The organism is Pseudomonas sp. P135 (assembly GCF_020312125.1).
Classification (GTDB): Bacteria; Pseudomonadota; Gammaproteobacteria; order Pseudomonadales; family Pseudomonadaceae; genus Aquipseudomonas; species Aquipseudomonas fragariae.
In genome coordinates this window covers 421,548-443,025 of sequence record NZ_JAGPYR010000005.1, presented here as the reverse complement: position 1 = coordinate 443,025, position 21,478 = coordinate 421,548, and the positions used below count along the sequence as shown (strand labels likewise).

The window sequence follows — 21,478 nt, the reverse complement described above, 5'->3', positions numbered from 1 at the left end:
TGTGTGCCCATGGCTCTTGTAATTGGCGACCCAGCGTCGAAGCAGGCTGAAATCGATCGAGAACTGACTGGCCACCTTACGAAAGCCGATATTGCCTTCAAGGTACGCTTTGACGACGGTGAGTTTGAATTGCTCTGAATACTTGGCCATTTGAACACCCCCATTAGGTCGGATTGGTGTCCAACTTCTTGGGGGCAGTCCACCGGCGTGGGAATGCCTTTCGTGACGCTCCGCGTCACAACTCTGCGCCGCACTGCACATTCAAGAGCTGACGCGGAACGTCGGCACCCTAGTCTTTTCCGTACACTCATGCCGCATTCCGACCGAGTCCAAGAAAGCAGTCAATCAGGTCTTTATATGTATTTAAGATCTAACCGACGAACCAAATATTCTTTTCAGGAACAAGCCTTTTTCGGCGATGATTGCCTCGCCACTTCGGCCTTAGGAAGGTGACTGATACCAACAGAACCTGGATTTTTATCATGAAAATGCAGGAGTGTATCAATGGGCAATGTCCAGACCGCAGCCAGTGCACATGACGTGCCCTGGCGCCAGACGCCGAGTGGCGACCTGGTCGATCTTGGGCGTCCTTTCCGTGCGCCGCTGGCGTTAGCGCGGCTGCAAAGCACCCCCAAGCCGATTCTGGGGCGGCGCGAAGCCATTTTGCTCGGTGCGCTGGCGCTGGTGTTCCATGGCGCGATCATTTACTGGCTGAGCCAGAACCCGACGCCAGCGTTGCCGGTGGTGCCACCTGAAATTCCGCCGATGACCATCGAGTTTTCCCAGCCTGCGCCACCGGTTGTGGAAACACCGCCGCCAACGCCCGAGCCTGTCGTGCAGCCGGTGGTCGAGCCGCCGCCTCCGGTCGAGGACGAACTGGCAGTCAAACCACCACCGCCCAAACCGATTCCCAAGCCCAAGCCACAGCCGCCCAAACCGGTGTTCAAGCCAGCTGTAAAACCAGTGGCCAAACCGGTTGAGCAGCCACCCGCACCTCCTGTACCTGCAGCCCCTATCGCCGCGCCTGCGCCACCGGCAGCGCCCGCACCAAAGCCGGTGACCCCGGCCTCGGCCAGCGCGGGTTACCTGCGCAACCCGGCCCCGGAATACCCATCGCTGGCCATGCGTCGTGGCTGGGAAGGCACTGTGCTGTTGCGCGTACATGTATTGGCCAGCGGCAAACCCGGCGAGATTCAGATACAGAAGAGCAGTGGCCGCGACCAGCTCGACGACGCCGCGCTGGCGGCGGTGAAACGCTGGAGTTTCGTTCCGGCCAAGCAGGGCGATGTCGCCCAGGATGGCTGGGTCAGCGTGCCCATTGATTTCAAGATCAAATGAGGCTTCAAGATCAAATAACGTTTCACGATCAAACCCGGCTATTCGAATGACCTGGCGAGCTACCTGAACCAAAGGCGCATCGCGACACAACCCATGCCTTGTTCAGACTTTGTTCATAGAGAGAGCTGCGCCATGAACCTGATTGCTTCGCCTTTTGAATCCATCGAACACGCGGTCATCTGGCTGCTGGTCATTTTTTCCGTCGCGACCTGGGGCCTGGCCCTGCTCAAGGGCGTGCAGTTTTCGCGCCTGAAGTCTCAGGATCGCAAGTTCCACAAGCAGTTCTGGGCGGCATCGAGCCTGGATTCAGCCGCGCAACTGGCCCACGAGCAACCGGGCGCTGCCGCTCGGGTCGCGCTGGCCGGTTACGCCGCCATTCAGGTGGCGGATGGCGCGCAGGCCCATGACCTCAGTCAGTCCATCAACCATCAGGACCGCCTTGAGCGCGCCCTGCGTCAGCAGATCGTCCGCGAGCGCCGCTCGCTGGAAACCGGTCTGGCCATCCTCGCCAGCATCGGCAGCACTTCGCCTTTCATCGGTCTGTTCGGTACGGTCTGGGGCATCATGTCGGCCCTCAAGGGCATCAGTGCGGCCGGTTCCGCGAGCCTGGAAACGGTGGCCGGGCCGATCGGCGCGGCGCTGGTGGCAACCGGTGTCGGCATTGCCGTCGCAGTGCCTGCAGTGCTGGTCTACAACTACTTTCTGCGACGCCTGAAACTGACGGCTGCCGATCTGGATGACTTTGCCCATGACTTCTATAGCCTGGCGCAGAAGAGTGCCTTCCGTGTGCTGCTGCATCCGGTATTGAAGTCCGGCGCTGCAGGCGCACACGCCGGGCAGAAAGTGCAGGAGGCCTCCTGAGATGGCTTTTTCCACGCAAGACACCGATGAAGTGCTGAGCGAGATCAACGTCACGCCGCTGGTAGACGTGATGCTGGTGCTGCTGGTGGTGTTCATCGTTACCGCGCCGCTATTGACAAACTCGATCCCGATCAACCTGCCCAAGACCGAATCGGTCGCGCCAGTGGAACAGAAAGACCCATTGGTGGTGAGCATCGACGGGCAGGGCAAGCTGTTCATCAACAAGGACGAAATCCAGCCGGACTTGCTGGAAAGCAACCTGAAGGCGGCCAGGGACAAGGCCCCTGACGTGCGCGTGCAATTGCAGGCGGACAATGGCGTCAACTACGGGGAAGTCGCGCGCGCCATGGCCTCCATCGAACGTGCCGGGATTACCAAATTGTCGGTAATCACTGCCAGGTAAAAGATTCATACCACCTACAGTTTCAACAGTTTCGGGCCGCATCCTCAGGCAGGTGCGGCCTTTTTTTGTCTGCATCGCAGGCATTTTTCAGTACTGACACAAATGCAGATGCTTATTCGTTATTGATATTTAAATATTTAAATCAATGTCATTAAGCTATATCGCATCGGACTACCGGAACATTAATCAGACACCGTAATGATCGCCACCGTCCGCCGCACGGATCGCTCGTTGTAACCAGAACAGAGTTTCTGGATCAGGGATTTTCAAGGGGTAGTGGTATGGGGAATTTCAAACGCAGTGTATTGGCCACGGCGATTTTTTCAGCCAATTTGCTGAGCGTCGCGGGCATCAGTGCAAGTGCATTCGCCGCAGAAGCGACAGATGAAGCAAACACTCAGGGTGCGTCCACCCTGGGTACAGTGATCGTGACCGGCACCCGTGCGCAGGAGCGTACCGCCAGCGCCTCGCTGTCGCCTATCGATGTGATTTCCGGTGACAGCCTGCGCAGTTCCGGCTCCAGCGAACTGGGCACCGTGCTGGCACGTTTGATCCCTTCGATCAATTTCCCCCGGCCGAGCCTGGTGGACGGTGCGGAGCTGACGCGTCCGGCGCAACTGCGCGGCCTGTCGCCGGATCAGGTGCTGGTGCTGGTCAATGGCAAGCGCCGCCATACATCCGCCTTCGTCAATCTGGGCGGGGCGGTCGGACGCGGTTCGGCACCTGCCGACCTGAATGCCATCCCGCTGTCGGCCATCGACCATATCGAAGTCCTGCGCGACGGTGCGTCGGCACGTTACGGGTCCGATGCCATCGCCGGGGTGATCAACATCATTCTCAAAAGCGCCGACCACGGCGGGTCGATTTCCAGCCAGTACGGCCAATACAAGAAGGGCGACGGGATCCAGCGCCAGGTGTCGGGCAATACCGGTTTTGCTTTAGGCGACAATGGCACGTTCAACCTTTCCGGTGAAGGTGCCAACAATGACTACACCAACCGTGCCGGTGACGACTTTCGAGCGTCCAGTGTCGGGTCCACCACTTACGGTCAGCAGGTGTTTCGCCAGGGCGAGCCACAGACGCACGAGGGCAAGCTGCAGTACAACGCTGAATACAGCTTCAATGATGCGGCGGAGTTCTATAGCTTCGGGGGCTACAGCAAGAGGCGTGGCGAAACCGCCGGATTTTATCGGCCGAGCAATGCCTCGAATAACATTGCGGCGATTTATCCCAACGGCTATCTGCCGCTGATCAATGGCACGCTCGAAGACATCTCGCTGGTCGCGGGCCTGCGCGGAGAGCTGGCGTATGACTGGCACTACGACGTGTCCGCCAACTATGGCAAAAACTCCTATGAGCTGCGCACCAAAACCATCAACACCTCATTGGGACTGAACACGCCGCGCTCGTTCTACAACGGCACGCTGACCAATGATCAGAAGCAACTGAGCCTCGATCTGTCCAGAGAATTCAATACAGCGTGGTTGCCTTACCCGGTATCGGTTGCGTTTGGCGCGGAATACCTGCGTCAGGGCTATCAGATCGAGGCAGGGCAAGCGGAGTCGTATTTCCAGACCGGCAGTTCCGGGCTGGGCGGTTTCCGTGCGGCGGATGCCGGCAGTTACTCGCGACACAACTTCGCCCAGTATCTGGACCTGGAAACCAATCTGACCGAGAAACTGGGCGTGTCGGCGGCCGTTCGCCACGAGGACTACAGCGATTTCGGCTCCAATGTCAGCGGTTCACTCTCGGCGCGCTACGATTTCACTCCGCAGGTGGCCTTGCGAGGCAGCGTATCGACAGGCTTCCGCGCGCCTTCGCTGGCGCAGCAGAATTTTGCCTTCACGTCGTCGCAGCTGATTGGCAACACCCTCCAGGAAGCGGGCACGTTTCCGGCCGGCAGTAACGTTGCACAACTGTTGGGCGCCGAAGACCTCAAACCGGAAAAGTCCCGTAACTACAGCCTTGGCCTGGTACTCCAGCCGCTGAACAGCCTGACCTTGACTGCCGACGTCTATCGCATCGACATTCAGGACCGTATCTCGCTGTCTTCCAATCTGGTGCTCAATGACACCGCCATCAATTACCTGCGCAGCAATGGCGTAGGCGATATCAACTACACCAGTGCCCGCTATTTCACCAACGCCACGGACACCAGCACCGATGGCGTCGATCTGGTCGCCAGTTACCGCTATCAGTTCGACAACGGCGTGCGCTGGAACAGCACGGTGGGTTACAACTACAACCACACCAAAGTCACCGACGTGAAGGCCAACCCGACGATTCTCGATCAGTTGGGGGTGAATCTGGTACGGGTAGACCGCAGGGAACGCATCGGTTTGCTGGGCGACACCACGCCACAACACAAACTGACACTGGGCAATGACCTGACGTTCGGTAACTGGGCGTTGCACTCCAACCTGGTCCGCTACGGCGAGTTCACCAGCTATCAGGCCGACAAGGTCAACGACCAGACCTTCAGCGCCGCCTGGCTGCTGGACCTGGCGGTCGACTACAAGCTCAAGAGCTGGGTCTTCACCCTGGGCGGCGACAACGTCACCGACAAATACCCGGAGAAGCTCAACGACTTCTCCTCCAGCGGCGGCAACCTGGCCTACAGCACGTTCTCACCCTACGGGTACAGCGGCGCTTATTACTACGGCAAGGTCACGTATAACTGGTAGCGCGATTTGCCGCTGACTGTCGTTCCAATGCGTTGAGTTTGTATAAAGCTCGTGACGCTGCAACACGACGCTATGCCTTGCTCCTGGGCACTGCACATAAACGAAAGCGCTTTTTTGGCGCGATGGCACTGACAACGCAAATTGCGACGTAAGTGACGGCTGAGTCCTGACGCTGATCCGGGGGATGCTCGGCAGGACGCCGAGCAAGCCGCACCGGGCCATGGAGGGCCCGTTGCGGCGACCCCCGGATCAGTGACAGGTCGAAGGAACCCGACGAAGTCGGGCCGGAAACGGAGCCAGGGGCTTTGGTCACTTTGGCCCCATCAAAGTGACTCGCCGAGGGGCGAAAAGGTGACCTGAGTCGGACCTCAATCCACCTGACATCCCGGAACCGCCGTGTTACGCAGAGCGTCGGCCGCTGTGAGGCAGCTGATACGGGGCAGAAATCTTGCAGTCTTCGGCGTGCGATGCTCCAGCGGGGATTTAGAATGCTCTGGAGCATGTCGCTATACAAAAAGTTATTTAAATAGCCTTTAGGAATAATCATAGACCGTCGTGCACACGCGCAAAGCAGATGACCAAGCAGGTTTTAATATTCTGATTTTTTATAATTAGCTTAGAAGTAAATGTGCTTTTTAATTGGATTGCCATACGCCTAGTCTTGTTGATCAGTCAGCAGTCATCCAGGAGCAATACCATGAGCAACGTCAGCGCTTTGCCAGTCCAGTCAGGTACGACGCAGTCGGGTGGCGGCAGCGTGCGCGACAGAGTGTCGCCGGAGGAATGGGACGTCCGGGTCAAGCTGGCGGCAGCCTATCGGCTGGCGGCGCTCAAGCGTTGGACCGATCATATCTATACGCACTTCTCGGCACGTGTGCCGGGCCCGGACGAGCACTTTCTGATCAACGCGTTCGGGCTGTTGTTCGATGAAATCACCGCGTCCAACCTGGTCAAGGTCGATATTGACGGGACGATTGTCGATGACCCCACCGGGCTGGGTATCAACTACGCCGGTTACGTGATTCACAGCGCCATTCATGCAGCGCGCCACGACCTGCAGGCGGTGCTGCACACTCACACCCGTGACGGTATCGCCGTGTCGGCCCAGAAGGACGGCCTGCTGCCCATCTCCCAGCACTCGATTGCCTTCTCCGGCCGGGTGGCTTACCACGGCTATGAAGGTATTGCGCTGGACTTGAGCGAACGCGAACGGCTGGTAGCGGACCTGGGTGACAAGAGCGTGATGATCCTGCGTAACCACGGGTTGCTGACTGGCGGGGTGAGTGTCGAGCATGCGTTTCAGCAGCTTCATGCCCTCGAGTACGCCTGCAACATTCAGATTGCAGCGCAGTCGGCGGGTAACGCCGAACTGGTGTTTCCGCCGCGCGAGGTGATTGCCAAGGTGGAGCAGCAGGCAAAGGCCATCAAGGACGGCCATGCGCCGGGTGTCGCACGGCACTGGAATGCCCTGATTCGCGAGCTGGAGCGTAATGACACCGACTACAGGACCTGAGCCTGCAACGCAGTGATGCGAGGCGCTTGAGGTTGGTGTAGTGTGCGCAGCCAAAACAAGGGGCGCACACATGCAAGACCTGCTGAACGAAATCCTCGATGAAGTAAGACCCTTGCTTGGTCAGGGCAAGGTTGCCGATTACATCCCGGCACTAGGCGAGGTCCGGCCTGATCAACTGGGCATCGCGGTGTACGGCAACGATGGCCAGGTGTTCAGCGCCGGCGACGCCGAAACGGCGTTTTCGATACAGAGCATTTCCAAGGTGTTCAGCCTGGTGCAAGCCATCAATCACTCGGGCGAGGAGATCTGGCAGCGCCTCGGGCACGAGCCTTCCGGCCAGCCGTTCAACTCGCTGGTGCAGCTGGAATTCGAGCAGGGCAGGCCACGCAACCCGTTCATCAATGCCGGTGCGCTGGTGATCTGCGACATCAATCAGGCGCGGTTTGCAGCACCGTCGCTGTCGATGCGCGACTTCGTTCGACGCCTGTGCGGCAATCGGGCGATCACTTCCGACTCCAAAGTCGCCGACTCCGAATACCAGCACCGTTCGCGCAATGCCGCGGCGGCCTATCTGATGAAGTCCTTCGACAATTTCCACGGCGATGTGGAAGACGTGCTGCGCAGCTACTTCCACCATTGTGCGCTGAGCATGAACTGCATCGATCTGGCCAAGGCATTCGGCTTCCTGGCGCATCAGGGCTTTTGCGCGCACAGCGGCGAGCAGGTCCTCACTGCGCGGCAAGCCACCCAGGTCAACTCGATCATGGCCACCAGCGGCTTGTACGACGAGGCCGGCAACTTCGCCTATCGCGTAGGCCTGCCGGGCAAGAGCGGGGTAGGCGGTGGTATCGTTGCGATCGTGCCCGAGCGTGCTTCGGTCTGTGTGTGGTCCCCGGAGTTGAACGCAGCGGGCAATTCCCTTGTCGGTATGGCTGCGCTGGAAAAACTCAGCGCGAGGGTCGACTGGTCGGTCTTTTGAGGTAAAAAGCCTTCTGAAGTGAACCGCGCGTCGAAGCGCGAACCAGACAGGAGTCATGGATTGAATAGAAGGCTATGCAAATCGCTCATGCTGAGCGTCGGGCTGCTGGTGCTGGCAGGCTGCGGCACGCAACGGGTTCTGGAACCCGAGTTGACGCCTGAACAGGCGCGCGCGCGGATCGTGCGCCTGATGCCGGTAAATGTCACGGATCGCCAGGCATGGGCCACGGATATTCATGCCGCGTTTGCCGCGCAGAAAATCCCGCTGACCACCGAAAACCTGTGTTCGGTGATGGCCGTTACCGAGCAGGAGTCGACCTTTCAAGTCGATCCTGCAGTGCCGGGCATGGGCCACATCGCCCGCGCTGAAATCAACCGCCGCGCCGCGCGGCTGCACATTCCCGATGCGCTGATCGCCACGGCGCTGCGCGTGCGCTCGCCGGACGGCAAGACTTACGGCAAACGCCTTGATTCTGCGCGCACCGAGAAAGACCTCAGCGCGATCTTTGATGACTTCATCGGCATGGTGCCGCTGGGTCAGGCGTTGTTCGGCAACTTCAACCCGGTCAAGACCGGCGGGCCGATGCAGGTCAGCATCGCCTTTGCCGAGAAACACGCCGAGGATTATCCCTACACAGTCGATGGTTCGATCCGTCGCGAAGTCTTCACCCGCCGTGGTGGCATGTACTTCGGTATCGCCCACCTATTGGGCTACCCGGTCAACTACACCGAGTCGCTGTACCGCTTTGCCGACTTCAATGCCGGCTGGTACGCCAGCCGCAATGCTGCGTTCCAGAATGCCGTGAGTCGGGCAACCGGGATCGAGCTGGCGCTGGATGGCGACCTGATCCGCTTTGACTCCACCTCGCCAGGCTCCACCGAGCTGGCGGTGCGCACCCTCGGTGATCGGCTGGGGATGAACAAGTCGCAGATATGGAACCAGCTCAAGCAGGGCGATACGCTGGAGTTCGAGGAAACCGATCTGTACAGCAAGGTCTTCGCCCTGGCGGACAGGGCGGCGGGCAAGCCTTTGCCCAGAGCCATCCTGCCCGGCATCACCCTGAAAAGTCCGAAAATCACCCGCAACCTTACTACCGCCTGGTTTGCCGAGCGCGTCGACGACCGACGCGAACGCTGCGTGCAGCGTGCGCCCAAGTGAAGTCGAATCATCGTGACAGGAGGTTCACCGTCATTGCATCCCGCTCGCCCCCGAAAAACGTATCCAGCACCTTTTGAAACACAGGCCGCTCAGGTGCTGCGATGCTGAACAGGGTCATGCTCGAATGCAGTTTCATGTCATCCGGCGAACTGAAGATCTGTCGCGCCGAACGTTCTACCTGAGGCGCAATGATGCCGGCGCACTGTTCCAGGCGCGGGCCCAGCACGGGGTGTTGCAGGTAAGCCCGCGCTTCATCGAGATCGGTGACTGCGTAGTGTCGCGCCGTGTCGCTGCGCCCCAGCCCCTGGATCTGCGGGAATACGAACCACATCCAGTGGGAGCGTTTCTGTCCGGCTCCGAGTTCCGTTAGCACCTGCTGGAACAGCGGTTGCTGGGCATCGACAAAGCGTTGCAGGTTGTAAGTATCTTTCATGATGAGTTTCCTGTTTTTCAACAAACCTGTGGTCGTATGATGGCCGCCCCTCAAGGGGGTTCGACCTGTCTGAAGAGTTTTTAAGCGTATGCCGGTTTTCAAGCGTTTCATTTCGTTCATGCAGCAGGCCTTGCGCGCCATGCATCTGGTCTGGACCACCTCCCGAGCGCTGTCCATCGGCCTGATCGTCGCCACGCTGATCGCCGGCCTGCTGCCCGCGCTGGCCGCCTGGCTCGGCCAGCGCATCGTCGATGCCGTGGTCGCTGCCATGCAGTTGCACGCCAGCGCAGGCGAAGCGCCGTTGTGGCCGGTGTTGCGCTATGTGTTGTTCGAAGCCGGTGTGCTGGCTCTGCTGGCGGCAGCACAGCGTGGGCTTTCGGTGCAGCAGGCATTGCTGCGGGTGCTGCTGGGGCAGAAGGTCAATACCCTGATTCTGGAGAAGGCCCAGACCCTGTCGCTGTCGCAGTTCGAAGACTCCGAGTTCTACGACAAGCTCGTGCGCGTCCGGCGTGAAGCCTCGACACGGCCGCTGGCACTGGTGACCAAGTCGTTGGGGTTGCTGCAAAACCTTATTTCGCTGATCAGCTTTGCCGTACTGCTGGTGCATTTCTCGCCTTGGGCGTTGCTGATTCTGGTGCTCGGCGCGTTGCCGGTGTTCTTTGCCGAGGCGCATTTTTCCGGCGATGCGTTCCGCCTGTTTACCCGGCGCGCTCCGGAAACCCGTCGGCAGAATTACATCGAAACACTGCTCTCCCACGAGGGCTATATCAAAGAGGTCAAGCTGTTCGGCTTCGCGCCGCTGCTGCTCAAGCGTTACCGCGACACCTTCGAGCGTCTGTACGCCGAAGACCGGCGCCTGACGGTGCGCCGTGATGGTTGGGGCTTCCTGCTCGGCCTGCTCGGCACGGCTGCGTTTTACCTGGCCTACGCTTGGGTGGTGGTCGATGCGGTGCATGGGCGGATCACCCTGGGGCAGATGACCATGTACCTGGTGCTGTTCAAGCAGGGTCAGGCCGCAGTAAGCAGCAGTCTCAGCGCCATCAGTGGTCTGTACGAGGACGGCCTGTATCTGGCCGACCTGTATGTCTACCTCGGTCAGCCGGTCACGCCGTCTGCCGGCAGCCTGACCGTGGGCGCGCAGCCCGGCGATGGCATGCGCTTCGAAAACGTCAGTTTCACCTACCCGGGGACCAGCCGTCCGGCACTGGAAAACATCGATCTGCACCTGGCGCCGGGGCGCAGCGTGGCCCTGGTGGGCGAGAACGGCTCGGGGAAAACCACGCTGATCAAGCTGCTGACGCGTCTTTACCAGCCTGATCAAGGCCGCATTCTGCTGGACGGCAGCGACCTGCAGGAGTGGGACGAAGAGGCTTTGCGATCGCGCATCGGCGTGATTTTTCAGGACTTCATTCGCTATCAGTTTCTGGTCGGCGAGAACCTCGGAGTCGGCGACACTCAGGCCTTCCATGATGAAGGCCGTTGGCGCGAAGCGGCGGCGCAGGGCATGGCCGCGCAGTTCATCGAACAGCTCGACAATGGCTACGCCACCCAATTGGGTCGCTGGTTTGCGGGAGGTCAGGAACTGTCCGGCGGGCAGTGGCAGAAAATCGCGCTGTCACGCGCCTACATGCGCCGCGACGCCGATATTCTGATTCTCGACGAGCCGACTGCTGCGCTGGATGCAGGCGCAGAAGCGGCGGTATTCGAGCATTTTCGCGAGTATGCCAAACGGCGCATGACGCTGCTCATATCGCATCGCTTTTCCAGCGTGCGCAATGCCGAACACATCGTGGTACTGGAGCACGGGCGGGTGCTGGAACGCGGTGATCATGACAGCCTGATCGCCGCCGCAGGGCGCTACGCCGCGCTGTTCGATCTGCAGGCACAGGGTTATCGCTAGGTAAAACCGGATAAAAAGTGTTGCAGTGAATGACCAGTCGGCGTTTTATGGGAGCCCTGTTTCAAGCTGTATCTTTTTGAATCAAACGGAGACATCGATGCAATTTCGTAAATTGGGCAAAACCGATCTGTCGGTCAGCGCGATCTGTCTGGGCACCATGACCTGGGGCGAGCAGAACACCCAGGATGAAGCATTCGAACAGATTCGTATGGCCAAGGATGCCAAGGTCAACTTCCTCGACACGGCAGAAATGTACCCGGTGCCGCCGCGTGGCGAGACCTACACCAAGACCGAAAGCATCATCGGCGAGTACTTCAAGAAGTACGGCGACCGCAACGACTGGGTACTGGCCAGCAAGGTCGCCGGTCCAGGTCGCATGGATCACATCCGCGATGGCAATCCGCGCCTTGACCGCAAGAACATCACTGCGGCGCTGGAAGCCAGCCTCAAGCGTCTGAACACCGATTATCTGGACCTGTACCAGCTGCACTGGCCGGATCGCAAGACCAACTTCTTCGGCGTGCTCGGTTACACCCACGACCCGGATGATCAGGCCGTCGAAATCGAAGAAACCCTGTCGGTACTGGGCGATCTGGTCACGGCGGGCAAGATTCGTCACTTCGGCCTGTCCAACGAAACGCCATGGGGCACCCAGCGTTTTCTGCACCTGGCCGAAACCCTCGATCTGCCACGTGCCGTCTCCATCCAGAATCCCTACAACCTGCTTAACCGCACGTTTGAAGTCGGTCTGGCGGAAATCGCCATTCGCGAACAGATCGGCCTGCTGGCGTACTCGCCGCTGGCGTTCGGTGTGCTGGCGGGCAAGTACCTGGACGGTGCACGTCCGGCCGATGGCCGTCTGACCCTGTTCGAGCGTTTCCAGCGCTACAACAATCCGCAGGCCGTCACCGCCACGGCCAGGTACGTCGCGCTGGCTCGCGAGCATGGTCTGGATCCCTCGCAGATGGCGCTGGCCTACGTGACCAGCCGACCGTTCGTGACCAGCAACATCATTGGCGCAACGAAACTCGATCAGCTGAAGATCAATCTGCAGAGCATCGACGTCACGCTGTCCGATGAGGTCATCGCCGGTATCGAGGCCATTCACACCTCGCAGCCCAACCCTGCGCCATAACCTGCACTGAACTTAATTTCAGCCTCGCCAGTCAGCACTAATACGCTTACTCCGAGGCTGAAATTGATGCACATCTCACTCAAGCAACAAGTTGCAATCGTTACCGGCGCAAGTTCCGGTCTGGGCGCAGGTGCCGCACGCGCGCTGGCAGAGGCCGGTGCCGCCGTGGTGATCAACTACAACTCCAAGCCTGAACCTGCCGAGAAACTCGCCGAAGAGATTCGTGCGGCCGGGGGCAAGGCGCTGGCTGTGGGTGCCGACGTTTCGAAGGAAGAAGACGTCGAGCGGCTGTTTGCAAAGACCATCGAACATTTCGGCGCGCTGGATATTCTGGTCGCCAATTCCGGCTTGCAAAAGGACGCGTCGATCGTCGACATGTCCCTCGAAGACTGGAATACCGTCATCAACGTCAACCTGACCGGGCAGTTTCTCTGCGCCCGCGCAGCATTGCGCCAGTTCATCAAGCAGGGCATGCGCCCTGAAGTGTCACGGGCCATGGGCAAGATCATTCACATGAGCTCGGTGCACCAACTGATTCCGTGGGCCGGGCACGTCAATTACGCAGCGTCCAAGGGCGGCGTCGACCTGTTGATGCGCAGCATCGCTCAGGAAGTGGGCGAACTGAAGATTCGCGTCAACAGCGTTGCACCGGGCGCCATCCGCACGCCGATCAATGCCGATGCACGCAAGGGCGACGCCGAGAAGGAAATGCTCAAGCTGATCCCTTATGGTCGTATCGGCGAGCCGGAAGACGTCGCCAATGCCGTGCTCTGGCTGGCTTCCGATGCCTCGGATTATGTGCACGGCACCACCCTGTTCATCGACGGCGGCATGACCCTCTATCCGGAGTTCCGTGGCAATGGCTGACTTTCCCGCAGAGGCGCAAAACCGTATCGAGGATCACGGCATCATCGGCGACATGCGCAGTGCTGCGCTGATTGCCAACACCGGCAGTATCGATTTCTGCTGCTGGCCGGACTTCGACAGCCCGTCGATTTTTACCGCGCTGCTGGACACCCCCGACGCCGGGATCTTTCAGCTGGCGCCCGATCTGCCTGACGCCAGGCGGCTGCAGATCTACCTGCCGGACACCAACGTTCTGCAAACCCGCTGGATTTCCGAGGACGCGGTGGTGGAAGTCACCGACCTGATGCCGATCGGCGAGGATCAGGATGATCTGCCGCGTATCGTGCGCCGCGTTCAGGTGCGTTTTGGCGAGGCCACGCTGCGCATGCGCTGCCGGGTGCGCATGGATTACAGCCGTGCCGACACCGCTGCGCGAGTCGATGGTCAGGACATCTGCTTCGAAGCCGCCGGGCAACCGGGCATGCGTTTGTCGGCAACGACGCCGTTGCGTCTCGAGCAGCACGACGCCGTTGCCGAATTTCATATGCACAAGGGCCAGACCATCGAGTTCATTCTCGGCGGAATCGATGATTCGAATGTCGCTGCTGGCCGCTGCTCGCGCTATTTCGATGACACCTTGAAGTTCTGGCGGCGCTGGTCCGGGCAATCGCAATACACCGGCCGCTGGCGTGAAATGGTCACTCGTTCGGCGCTGACCCTCAAGCTGCTGACCTCGCGCAAGCATGGCGGCATTGTTGCCGCTGCGACGTTCGGTTTGCCGGAAACCGAGGGCGGCGAGCGCAACTGGGATTACCGCTACACCTGGATACGTGACGCGTCGTTCACCGTGTATGCATTCATGCGCCTGGGCTACACCGATGAAGCCAATGCCTTCATGAGCTGGGTACGCGGACGACTGGATGACTGCTGCGAACAGACCGAGAAGCTCGGCATTCTCTATGCGCTGGATGGCCATGCAGAGCTGCCGGAAGAGCATCTCGATCACCTGTCCGGCTACGGCGGTGCGCAGCCGGTACGTATTGGCAACGAAGCGTACAAGCAGGTTCAGCTGGACATCTACGGCGAGCTGATGGACGCCGTGTACCTGGCCAACAAATACGGCGACGCCATCTCCCATGACGGCTGGCAGCATGTGGTGCGCCAAGTCGACTATGTGTGCGAGCACTGGAACGACCGGGACGTGGGCATCTGGGAAATGCGCGGCGGCGATCAGCACTTCCTGCACTCGCGGCTGATGTGCTGGGTAGCGCTGGACCGGGCACTGCGCCTGGCCTTCAAGCGTTCGCTGTCGGGGCCGTTCGAACGCTGGACCAAGGTGCGCGAGGAGATCCACAACGATATCTGGAAGAACTTCTGGAACGACGACCTGGGGCACTTCGTGCAGCACAAGGGCAGCCGCAATCTGGATGCCTCGATGTTGCTGATGCCATTGGTGCGCTTCGTCGGCGCCAACGATCCCAAGTGGCTGGCGACGCTGGATGCCATCGAGGCCGCGCTGGTGCGTGACGGGATGGTGTTCCGTTACCGCAACGACGACGATCATGATGACGGTCTGGCAGGTGAAGAGGGCGCCTTCGTGGCCTGCTCGTTCTGGTACGTCGAGTGTCTGGCCCGTGCCGGCCGGGTCGAACAGGCGCATCTGGAGTTCGAGCAGTTGCTGCGTTACGCCAATCCGCTGGGCTTGTACGCCGAGGAATTCGACGCGCATGCTCATCACCTCGGCAATACGCCGCAGGCCCTGAGCCATCTGGCGCTGATCAGTGCGGCCAGTTTTCTGGACCGCAAACTGGGCGGTGGACAGGCGCTCTGGCAGCCTTGATACGGTGAAGAAACGGATCATGAAATGAACGTTCAACGCTTCAGCCATGATTCGTTTCACTTGGCGTGCAATGAATACCCCACTGGCTGTTCTTCAAGTCGGTGGTCTTGCGCCACAGTCGCGCAATAACTCAACCGCGGCAGATAAACGCCGTTGCTGCGCATGGCTGCCCGAATCGCCACGTCGTCATCACAGGTCGCCAGCGTGCGTCCGGCAAGCAGCCCGATCGCTTGCCCCGAGCGCATCGCGCCCATCGGTGTCCAGTCGGCAATGATCAACGCACCTTTGGGCACTACCGGCTCGTAGGCGCGCACGAAATGCTCAGCGGACCGGTCGCGCAGGTAGGGCACCATGAAGTAGCGAATATCGTCACGATAGGGCAGCTGCTCCTTGTGCGCCGGAAGGGTGATGACCCCGTTGGCGTACAGTGAATACGTCAGCAGGACGGCTGCCGGTGCCGACAATGCCGAGAGATTGAGCAACGTGCCGCGTGCCGCTGTGCGGGGCAGGATACGCCGCAACTGAATCATGCCGAGGATCGTCAGTATCGCTGCACCGGGCAGAAAAAAAGTAAAGCGGTCGGTCACGTTGTAGGAAATGGCGAACACCAGATTCAGCAGCGCGGCGCTCCATAACAAGCGCAGCCGGCTTCCCCTGGGAAACAGCAGCAGCCCCGCCATTTGCGGCCCGATCAGCGACAGCAGCAACAGCGCTACCGCGCTCTTCTCCTCGAGGAGTTTGTCGAAACGCAACAGACTGCCTTCCCACTCCGGCCCTGCAACGGTCGCGCTGGCCCCGGTCATGTAACGATGCGCAATGTCCAGCAGGCCCATCCCGGCGTTCAGGTCATTGATTACCGCAACAGCGGCCGCCGCGAAACCAAGCATGAAACCGGGCAGGGTGATCAATACTTGCGCCTTGTGCTGAAACAGCAGGTGCACGTAAAGCGGCAGCAGAACCACGAACGTCAGTTGATGAACCGAGGCCGCCAGCCCGGTGAGTACGCCAATCGCGAAGAGTTTTTTCAGCGGCGTCAGAAGCGGACTGTCATTGAAGTACAGCGCATAGGCCAGTAGCACGATCAGCGTGTGCAACAGGTAGACCTCAGCCTTCGTCGACACCCAGAACACACCATGGGCCAGTGTTGTCGCCGCGGCAGCGAGCAGCGCCTGGCGTGCACCCGCGCCAACGCTCTGCGCCAATCGGTAGACGACCCAAGCCAGCGGCAGGAGAAGCACCGAATTCAGCAGGCTGAGCGAGCGTGCACCGAACAGGTTGAAAAAAACCGTATTGAACAGCTGATAAAACGGATGCTCCAGTGGCCCGAGCGACTGGCTGAAATACAGACCCTCATGGGCGTTGGCCAGGAACATGCCATTGTCCATCCATTGCACGGGACCACTGGAGGCCAGAAAGCTCGCCGTGATGGCGGCACCTAGCAAAAACAGGGGGATACACATCGATGTGCGCGAATCGAGTGGCATTGAACCGCTCCTCCGTGAGGTGAACAAAAATGTCGAGCGTCTGTGTTATGGCCTCAAGACTGAGGATTCGGTACGGGTTTCGCGCCGGTAAAGCGCGAGAGCATCACGGCGCCGATGGCCACCGCAAACCACAGGGTCGCCAGACGTATCAGCACTGTGGCAGCAACCGCATCCGCCCCCGGCATGCCCTTGAACATCAGCAGCCCGACCATCACCGCTTCGGCGCTGCCCAGGCCGCCCGGCATGAAGCTCAACGCTCCCGCTAGCATCGCCAGTGCGTAGGTGAATACGGCAAAGGTCAGCGGGATCTGTGCGCCCATCCAGCCAAGCATCCAGTAAAACGCCAGTGCCTCGGCGCTCCAGGCCAGCAGACTGAGCAGGCTGGCGGTCAGTAGCACGTTGCCATGCAGGCACTGGCGAGCCGCAAGCAGCACGTTGAACAGCTGCTGCCACAGGCTGCTGACGCGCGTGTTTTTTGTGGGCAGTGAAGCCTGTAAACGCTCCAGCAAGTGACGGCGAGACAGCGCCAGCGAACCCGTCAGAACCAGTGCCAGGCCGAGCAGGATCACCGGCTGCGCCTGCGGATACCACGACAGGCCGAACAGCGTGAGCAGTACGATGGCCAGCAGATCGGAAAGACGCTCGCTGACAAACGCGGCAAAGCTTTGCGGGTATGGCACGCCCAACGGCCTGAGCAATACCCCACGCAGCGCTTCACCGGCCTTGCCGGGAGTCGTGGTCAGGGCGAAGCCAGCCAGATAGATCCGCAGGCTTTTTCGCCAGGCCAACGAATGCCCCAACACTGAAAGGTAGAGTTGCCAGCGGACGAAGCGCAGCGCGTAGTTGATTGCAGACATCAACAACGCCACGCCGATGCCGAGCAGCCCGACCTTGCCCGTGGCTGCGCTGACCGCCTGCCAGCCGCCCCACAGCGAGAAACCCAGATACCCCATGGCCGAGACGACGATCGACAGAAGCACTGCCCGATAGCGCCATCCGGACAGCAACAGCAAGCCGCTCACAGGTTGAGCCTTTTGAACAACGGCTGCGGGATCGAGCGAATCACCCACATGATCCATGCCCAGAAGCCCGGCGCGTAAAGGCTTGTTGATTGGCGTGCGATGCCATTGACGATGCGTTCAGCAACGTCTTCCGGTTGCGCCACAAGCCAGGCCGGCAGTGGCAGACCCCGGGTCATGGGCGTGTCGACAAAGCCTGGTTTTATGGTCACTACGTGTACGCCCAGCTTGAACATCCGCGCCTGTAACCCGTCGCAGAACGTCGAGACGGCAGCCTTGGCCGAGCCGTACAGATAATTGGAAGGGCGTCCGCGATCGCCCGCGACCGAGGAAATCACCGCCAGTGTGCCGCAACGCTGAACCTCGAACTGCCTGGCCAACACGGTCAGCAAGGCAATCACCGATGCGCCATTGGTGATGAATTCCTGCACGGCCAGCCCTGCGTTCTGCTCGCAGGCCTTCTGATCGGGCAAGGTGCCGTGAGCCAGAAGCACGACATCGATCTGCTGCAGTACAGCCAGACAATCAGCCAGCATCGCCGGGTGCTCCGAGAAGTGCGTGACGTCCATTTGATAGGTGTCTACGTGTCCGGCACCGCGAGCCCTGAGGTCGGCGGCATTGCTCACGAGCTTGTCCGTATTACGCGCCACCAGGAAAAAATCACAGCCTTGCGTGGCCCAGCGTCGGGCGCAGGCATGGGCAATGGTTGATGTAGCGCCAATGATCAGAATCTTTTTCATGACATCACTCGTTTCCAGAAGCGGGACATCAAAGAGGGGTCGCGCAGGGCTTCCAGTTGTTCCCACGCCGGATAGGCCTGACGGAAGTCGCTGCCGCTCATGTGTGCATCCTTGGCCGGGTACAGTCGTCCACCCGCGTCACGGACAATGGCATCCAGACGCGGGAACAGTGACTCGGCCAGATCGCGCGTTTGCGCAAAGTCCAGTGCCAGCGAGGTGCCCTGCATCGGAAAAGACAGCAGCCCGGGCGAGACGATGTCACCGCAGCGCTTGAGCACTGCGAGGAATGACCCCTGTCCCGAGGCTGCGATGGCATCGAGCAGCAGCTGCATGGCCTGGGGTGCGCAGTGCTCGGGAATCACGCACTGGTATTGCTGAAACCCCTTGCGACCATAAAGACGGTTCCAGTGCAGCACTCGATCCAGCGGGTAGAAGAACGCCTCGCAGGCGCTGCGACGGGGCCTCGGCAGGTCTGAGTGCGCGTGCCAGTACAGCGAATTGAACGCACGCAAGGACAGGCTGTTGATCAGCGACACCGGAGGCGTGAACGGCACGTTCAGGCGATTGCGCGCCTCAACCGACAGTGACCCGTAACGGGCGTGGTCACCGACCATGTAGACCCCGCGGCCGCTATGCGCACCACGGGCCAGGCAGTCGATCCAGGCCACGCTGTATTCATGCTGCGCATCCAGCTCGTGCGACAGCGTAAAGAACTCCGCCAGATTGGCGAAGCGCACTGCCGTACTGTCGATCTGGCTGCTGCGGATCGGCATCAGTTGCAGCTCGACCCAACTGATAACACCGGTCAGACCGAGGCCGCCAATGCTGGCGGCGAAAAACTGCGGATTGTCCACGGCCGAGCAGACCATGGGCGGCTGGTCATGACGGATCAGCTCGAAGCGCATGACATGACAGCCAAAGGTGCCGCGCCGATGATGGTTCTTGCCGTGTACATCATTGGCCAGCGCGCCGCCTATCGTCACGTACTGTGTGCCAGGCGTGACCGGTAGAAACCAGCCGTGCGGGATCGCTGCCGCGAGCAGTTGCGACAGTGTCATGCCCGCTTCCAGTTGCACCACGCCGCGCTGCCAGTCGGCAGCAATGAAGCGATCCAGCCCGCGCATGTCCAGTACGTGAGCGCTGCTGGCCAGACAGCTGTCGCCGTAGCTGCGGCCGTTGCCGAAGGGCAGGCTGGTGTGATGGTGTGCAACGGTTTGCGAGATGTGCGCGGGCAAGCGTTTTATCGAGTCACATTCGTGACCCTGCTGGGCAACCTGCGGGTAGCGACCCCAGGAATAGAGAGGCCCGCTCATGCTGCGACCCAGAACACCAGCAGGAACAGCAAGCCGATCCCCTGGCTGATCCGGTCGCGAATCGCGAAAACCACCGGGTCCTCGTTCATTTCGCCGCGATGGGTGAGCATCCAGATCCGGGTGATCCAGAACAACAGCAATGGGCAGGCCAGCCAGATAACGTGCGGGTGCTGATACAAGGCCACCGTCGCACCTTCATGGATGTAAAGCGCCAGCACCATCACTGCCAGATTGCCTGACGAGGCCCCCAACGAGGCGATCATGTCCAGATCGCCCGGGTAGTAACCACGGCCAGCCGTCTTGCCTGTTACAGCGCGCAGTCGTGCCTCGCGCAGTTCGGCATAGCGCTTGACCAGCGCCAGGCTGAGAAACAGAAACATCGAAAACGCCAGAATCCAGAACGTCAGTGGCAATTGAAACGCTGCCGCACCGGCCAGGATGCGCGTGGTATAGAGCATCGCCAGAACGATGACGTCGACGGCCATGTGGCGCTTGAGGTAAAGCGAATAAACCAGCGTCAGCAGGTAATAGGCTGCCAGCACCGCCGAAAACTGCCACGGCAATCCTGTTGCCGCAGCGGAGAAGGCTGCGGCGAGCAACAGCAGTATGACCAGCAGGCCGGATTTTATCGACAGCGCACCACTGGCGAACGGGCGCTCGCGCTTGCTTCTGTGGTGGCGGTCGTCTGCCAGGTCAAGGAGGTCGTTGAGCAGGTATACACTGGATGCGCACAGCCCGAAACACAGAAAGGCCAGCAAACCGTCGAGCAGCAACTGCGTGCTCTGGACCTGATGGGCAGCCAGCAGGGGCACAAAAATCAGCGCGTTCTTCAGCCATTGGTGCAGGCGCAGCGCTTTGCGCCAGGCGCTGGTCCCGGACGTTACCGATTGGATAACCTGCTCGACATTGCCTTGTGCCCGCGCCTTGCGCTCCACACCGGCAAGCGGGCTGGCGACGATGGCCTTGCGTGAGACACCCCAGATGCACAGATCGTCCCGGGAGTTGCCGATGTAATCGAAGCCCTGCTCACCATAGTGGCTAACCAGCAAATCGCGTTTACGATGCGCGGAAAGGTTGGTTCTACCGTCCGAGGCCCACACCTGATCGAACAGTTGCAGATGTGCCGCGATCCGGTTGGCGAGGGTTTCGTGCGAGGCGGTGGCCAGAATCACGCTTCTACCGGTCTGCCGCTCGGTCTGAATGTAATCAATGACGTCAGCGTTGAACGGCAGTAACGCAACGTCAATGTCGGTACCCAGCGCCAGGCCTTGCTTGAGAGACGCCTTGCCCTGCAGCAGCCAGGCGAAAAGACTGAACAGCTTTAACGGATGACCACGGATAAACGCCACGGCGGTTTCAAACAGCATGTCGGATCGCAGCAATGTTCCGTCGAGGTCGACAACCAGCGGTGTATGAACCTCAAGAATTCTTCCTTGAATACCGGGCATGAATAGTTGCTCCTGTGAACGTGAGCGCACTATGGAACGAAAACGGACATTCGCCACTTCAATAAAGTTAAACGCTATCGATAATTCAGCCGTGCCGATGGCGTCAGAAAAATCAGCTGTTTGACACTATTCGCCACACGACGGCTATTGATCCGTTATTCGATCAAAGACCGGAATCTGGCGGTGGCAACGGTAATGGCTGGCGAGTGCCGCGCCACCCATCGCGATCTGGCCGAGGCCTTGCGCTTCCGGCGATTCTTTGCCGATCGGTATCAGCGACTCCGCGTGACCCGTTGCAGATCCCGGCCCCGCGCGGACTGCGCTTGAGGTGTTCATTGGTCGCAGACATCAAAAAAATAATGAATTTCTTTGCCACGAATACAG

18 protein-coding genes are annotated in these 21,478 nt (G+C 60.0%); 11 read left to right on the top strand and 7 right to left on the bottom strand.

The genetic code is table 11. The features are described 5' to 3' along the window. A partial coding sequence (locus KBY08_RS10795) for a transposase (RefSeq protein ID WP_225651145.1) occupies positions 1–150 on the bottom strand: 150 nt, incomplete at its 3' end. Between the two features lie 354 nt (positions 151–504). Here KBY08_RS10795 and KBY08_RS10790 point away from each other — a divergent pair. From KBY08_RS10790 to KBY08_RS10760, 7 genes are all read left to right on the top strand, one after another. Then, positions 505–1,338, top strand: a complete 834-nt coding sequence (locus KBY08_RS10790; RefSeq protein WP_111522741.1) for an energy transducer TonB — start codon at positions 505–507, stop codon at positions 1,336–1,338. 132 nt (positions 1,339–1,470) lie between these two features. Beyond that, positions 1,471–2,199, top strand: coding sequence for a MotA/TolQ/ExbB proton channel family protein (locus KBY08_RS10785; protein WP_003407988.1), 729 nt, complete (start codon positions 1,471–1,473; stop codon positions 2,197–2,199). Between the two features lies 1 nt (position 2,200). Then, positions 2,201–2,602: an ExbD/TolR family protein gene (locus KBY08_RS10780; protein ID WP_003407991.1), complete on the top strand. Its 402-nt coding sequence runs from the start codon at positions 2,201–2,203 to the stop codon at positions 2,600–2,602. 281 nt (positions 2,603–2,883) lie between these two features. Continuing rightward, positions 2,884–5,286: a TonB-dependent receptor plug domain-containing protein gene (locus tag KBY08_RS10775; protein WP_111522742.1), complete on the top strand. Its 2,403-nt coding sequence runs from the start codon at positions 2,884–2,886 to the stop codon at positions 5,284–5,286. A gap of 697 nt (positions 5,287–5,983) precedes the next feature. Then, positions 5,984–6,799, top strand: a complete 816-nt coding sequence (locus KBY08_RS10770; protein WP_011267567.1) for a class II aldolase/adducin family protein — start codon at positions 5,984–5,986, stop codon at positions 6,797–6,799. A gap of 70 nt (positions 6,800–6,869) precedes the next feature. Beyond that, positions 6,870–7,778, top strand: a complete 909-nt coding sequence (glsB, locus tag KBY08_RS10765) for a glutaminase B (RefSeq protein WP_011267568.1) — start codon at positions 6,870–6,872, stop codon at positions 7,776–7,778. 87 nt (positions 7,779–7,865) lie between these two features. Further along, a complete protein-coding gene (locus KBY08_RS10760; protein ID WP_024642562.1) occupies positions 7,866–8,936 on the top strand; it encodes a DUF1615 domain-containing protein in 1,071 nt (356 codons plus the stop codon). 7 nt (positions 8,937–8,943) lie between these two features. On the opposite strand, the gene KBY08_RS10755 is transcribed toward KBY08_RS10760, so the two are convergent. Beyond that, on the bottom strand, positions 8,944–9,369 hold the full coding sequence (locus KBY08_RS10755; protein WP_024660411.1) for a DUF1810 domain-containing protein: 426 nt from the start codon (positions 9,367–9,369) through the stop codon (positions 8,944–8,946). Positions 9,370–9,457: 88 nt separating this feature from the next. Between KBY08_RS10755 and KBY08_RS10750 the strand changes: the two genes are divergently transcribed. From KBY08_RS10750 to KBY08_RS10735, 4 genes are all read left to right on the top strand, one after another. Continuing rightward, a complete protein-coding gene (locus tag KBY08_RS10750) occupies positions 9,458–11,269 on the top strand; it encodes an ABC transporter ATP-binding protein (RefSeq protein WP_104653101.1) in 1,812 nt (603 codons plus the stop codon). 97 nt (positions 11,270–11,366) lie between these two features. After that, the gene (locus KBY08_RS10745; RefSeq protein ID WP_058823038.1) at positions 11,367–12,404 is read left to right on the top strand and encodes an NADP(H)-dependent aldo-keto reductase; all 1,038 of its coding nucleotides are present in this window, start codon (positions 11,367–11,369) and stop codon (positions 12,402–12,404) included. Between the two features lie 66 nt (positions 12,405–12,470). After that, positions 12,471–13,271: an SDR family oxidoreductase gene (locus KBY08_RS10740; protein WP_011267572.1), complete on the top strand. Its 801-nt coding sequence runs from the start codon at positions 12,471–12,473 to the stop codon at positions 13,269–13,271. After that, positions 13,264–15,090 (top strand): glycoside hydrolase family 15 protein, encoded by a 1,827-nt coding sequence (locus KBY08_RS10735; protein WP_111522743.1) that lies wholly within the window; start codon positions 13,264–13,266, stop codon positions 15,088–15,090. The genes KBY08_RS10740 and KBY08_RS10735 overlap by 8 nt, the downstream gene beginning before the upstream one ends. 56 nt (positions 15,091–15,146) lie before the next feature. Here the strand turns inward: KBY08_RS10735 and KBY08_RS10730 are convergent, their stop codons facing one another. Genes KBY08_RS10730 through KBY08_RS10710 form a run of 5 tightly spaced genes read right to left on the bottom strand, consistent with a single transcriptional unit; the run spans position 15,147 to position 21,094 of the window. Beyond that, positions 15,147–16,574: a DUF2723 domain-containing protein gene (locus KBY08_RS10730; RefSeq protein ID WP_111522744.1), complete on the bottom strand. Its 1,428-nt coding sequence runs from the start codon at positions 16,572–16,574 to the stop codon at positions 15,147–15,149. A 53-nt stretch (positions 16,575–16,627) separates the two neighbouring features. Next, positions 16,628–17,596: a lysylphosphatidylglycerol synthase transmembrane domain-containing protein gene (locus KBY08_RS10725; RefSeq protein ID WP_096135678.1), complete on the bottom strand. Its 969-nt coding sequence runs from the start codon at positions 17,594–17,596 to the stop codon at positions 16,628–16,630. After that, positions 17,593–18,333, bottom strand: coding sequence for an SDR family oxidoreductase (locus tag KBY08_RS10720; RefSeq protein WP_011267576.1), 741 nt, complete (start codon positions 18,331–18,333; stop codon positions 17,593–17,595). The genes KBY08_RS10725 and KBY08_RS10720 overlap by 4 nt, the downstream gene beginning before the upstream one ends. Beyond that, entirely contained in the window at positions 18,330–19,646 is a 1,317-nt protein-coding gene (locus KBY08_RS10715; RefSeq protein WP_096135679.1) for an FAD-binding oxidoreductase, read from the bottom strand. Before KBY08_RS10715 ends, KBY08_RS10720 begins: the two co-directional genes overlap by 4 nt. Beyond that, positions 19,643–21,094, bottom strand: a complete 1,452-nt coding sequence (locus tag KBY08_RS10710; protein ID WP_096135680.1) for a UbiA family prenyltransferase — start codon at positions 21,092–21,094, stop codon at positions 19,643–19,645. Before KBY08_RS10710 ends, KBY08_RS10715 begins: the two co-directional genes overlap by 4 nt. Positions 21,095–21,478: the final 384 nt, after the last annotated feature.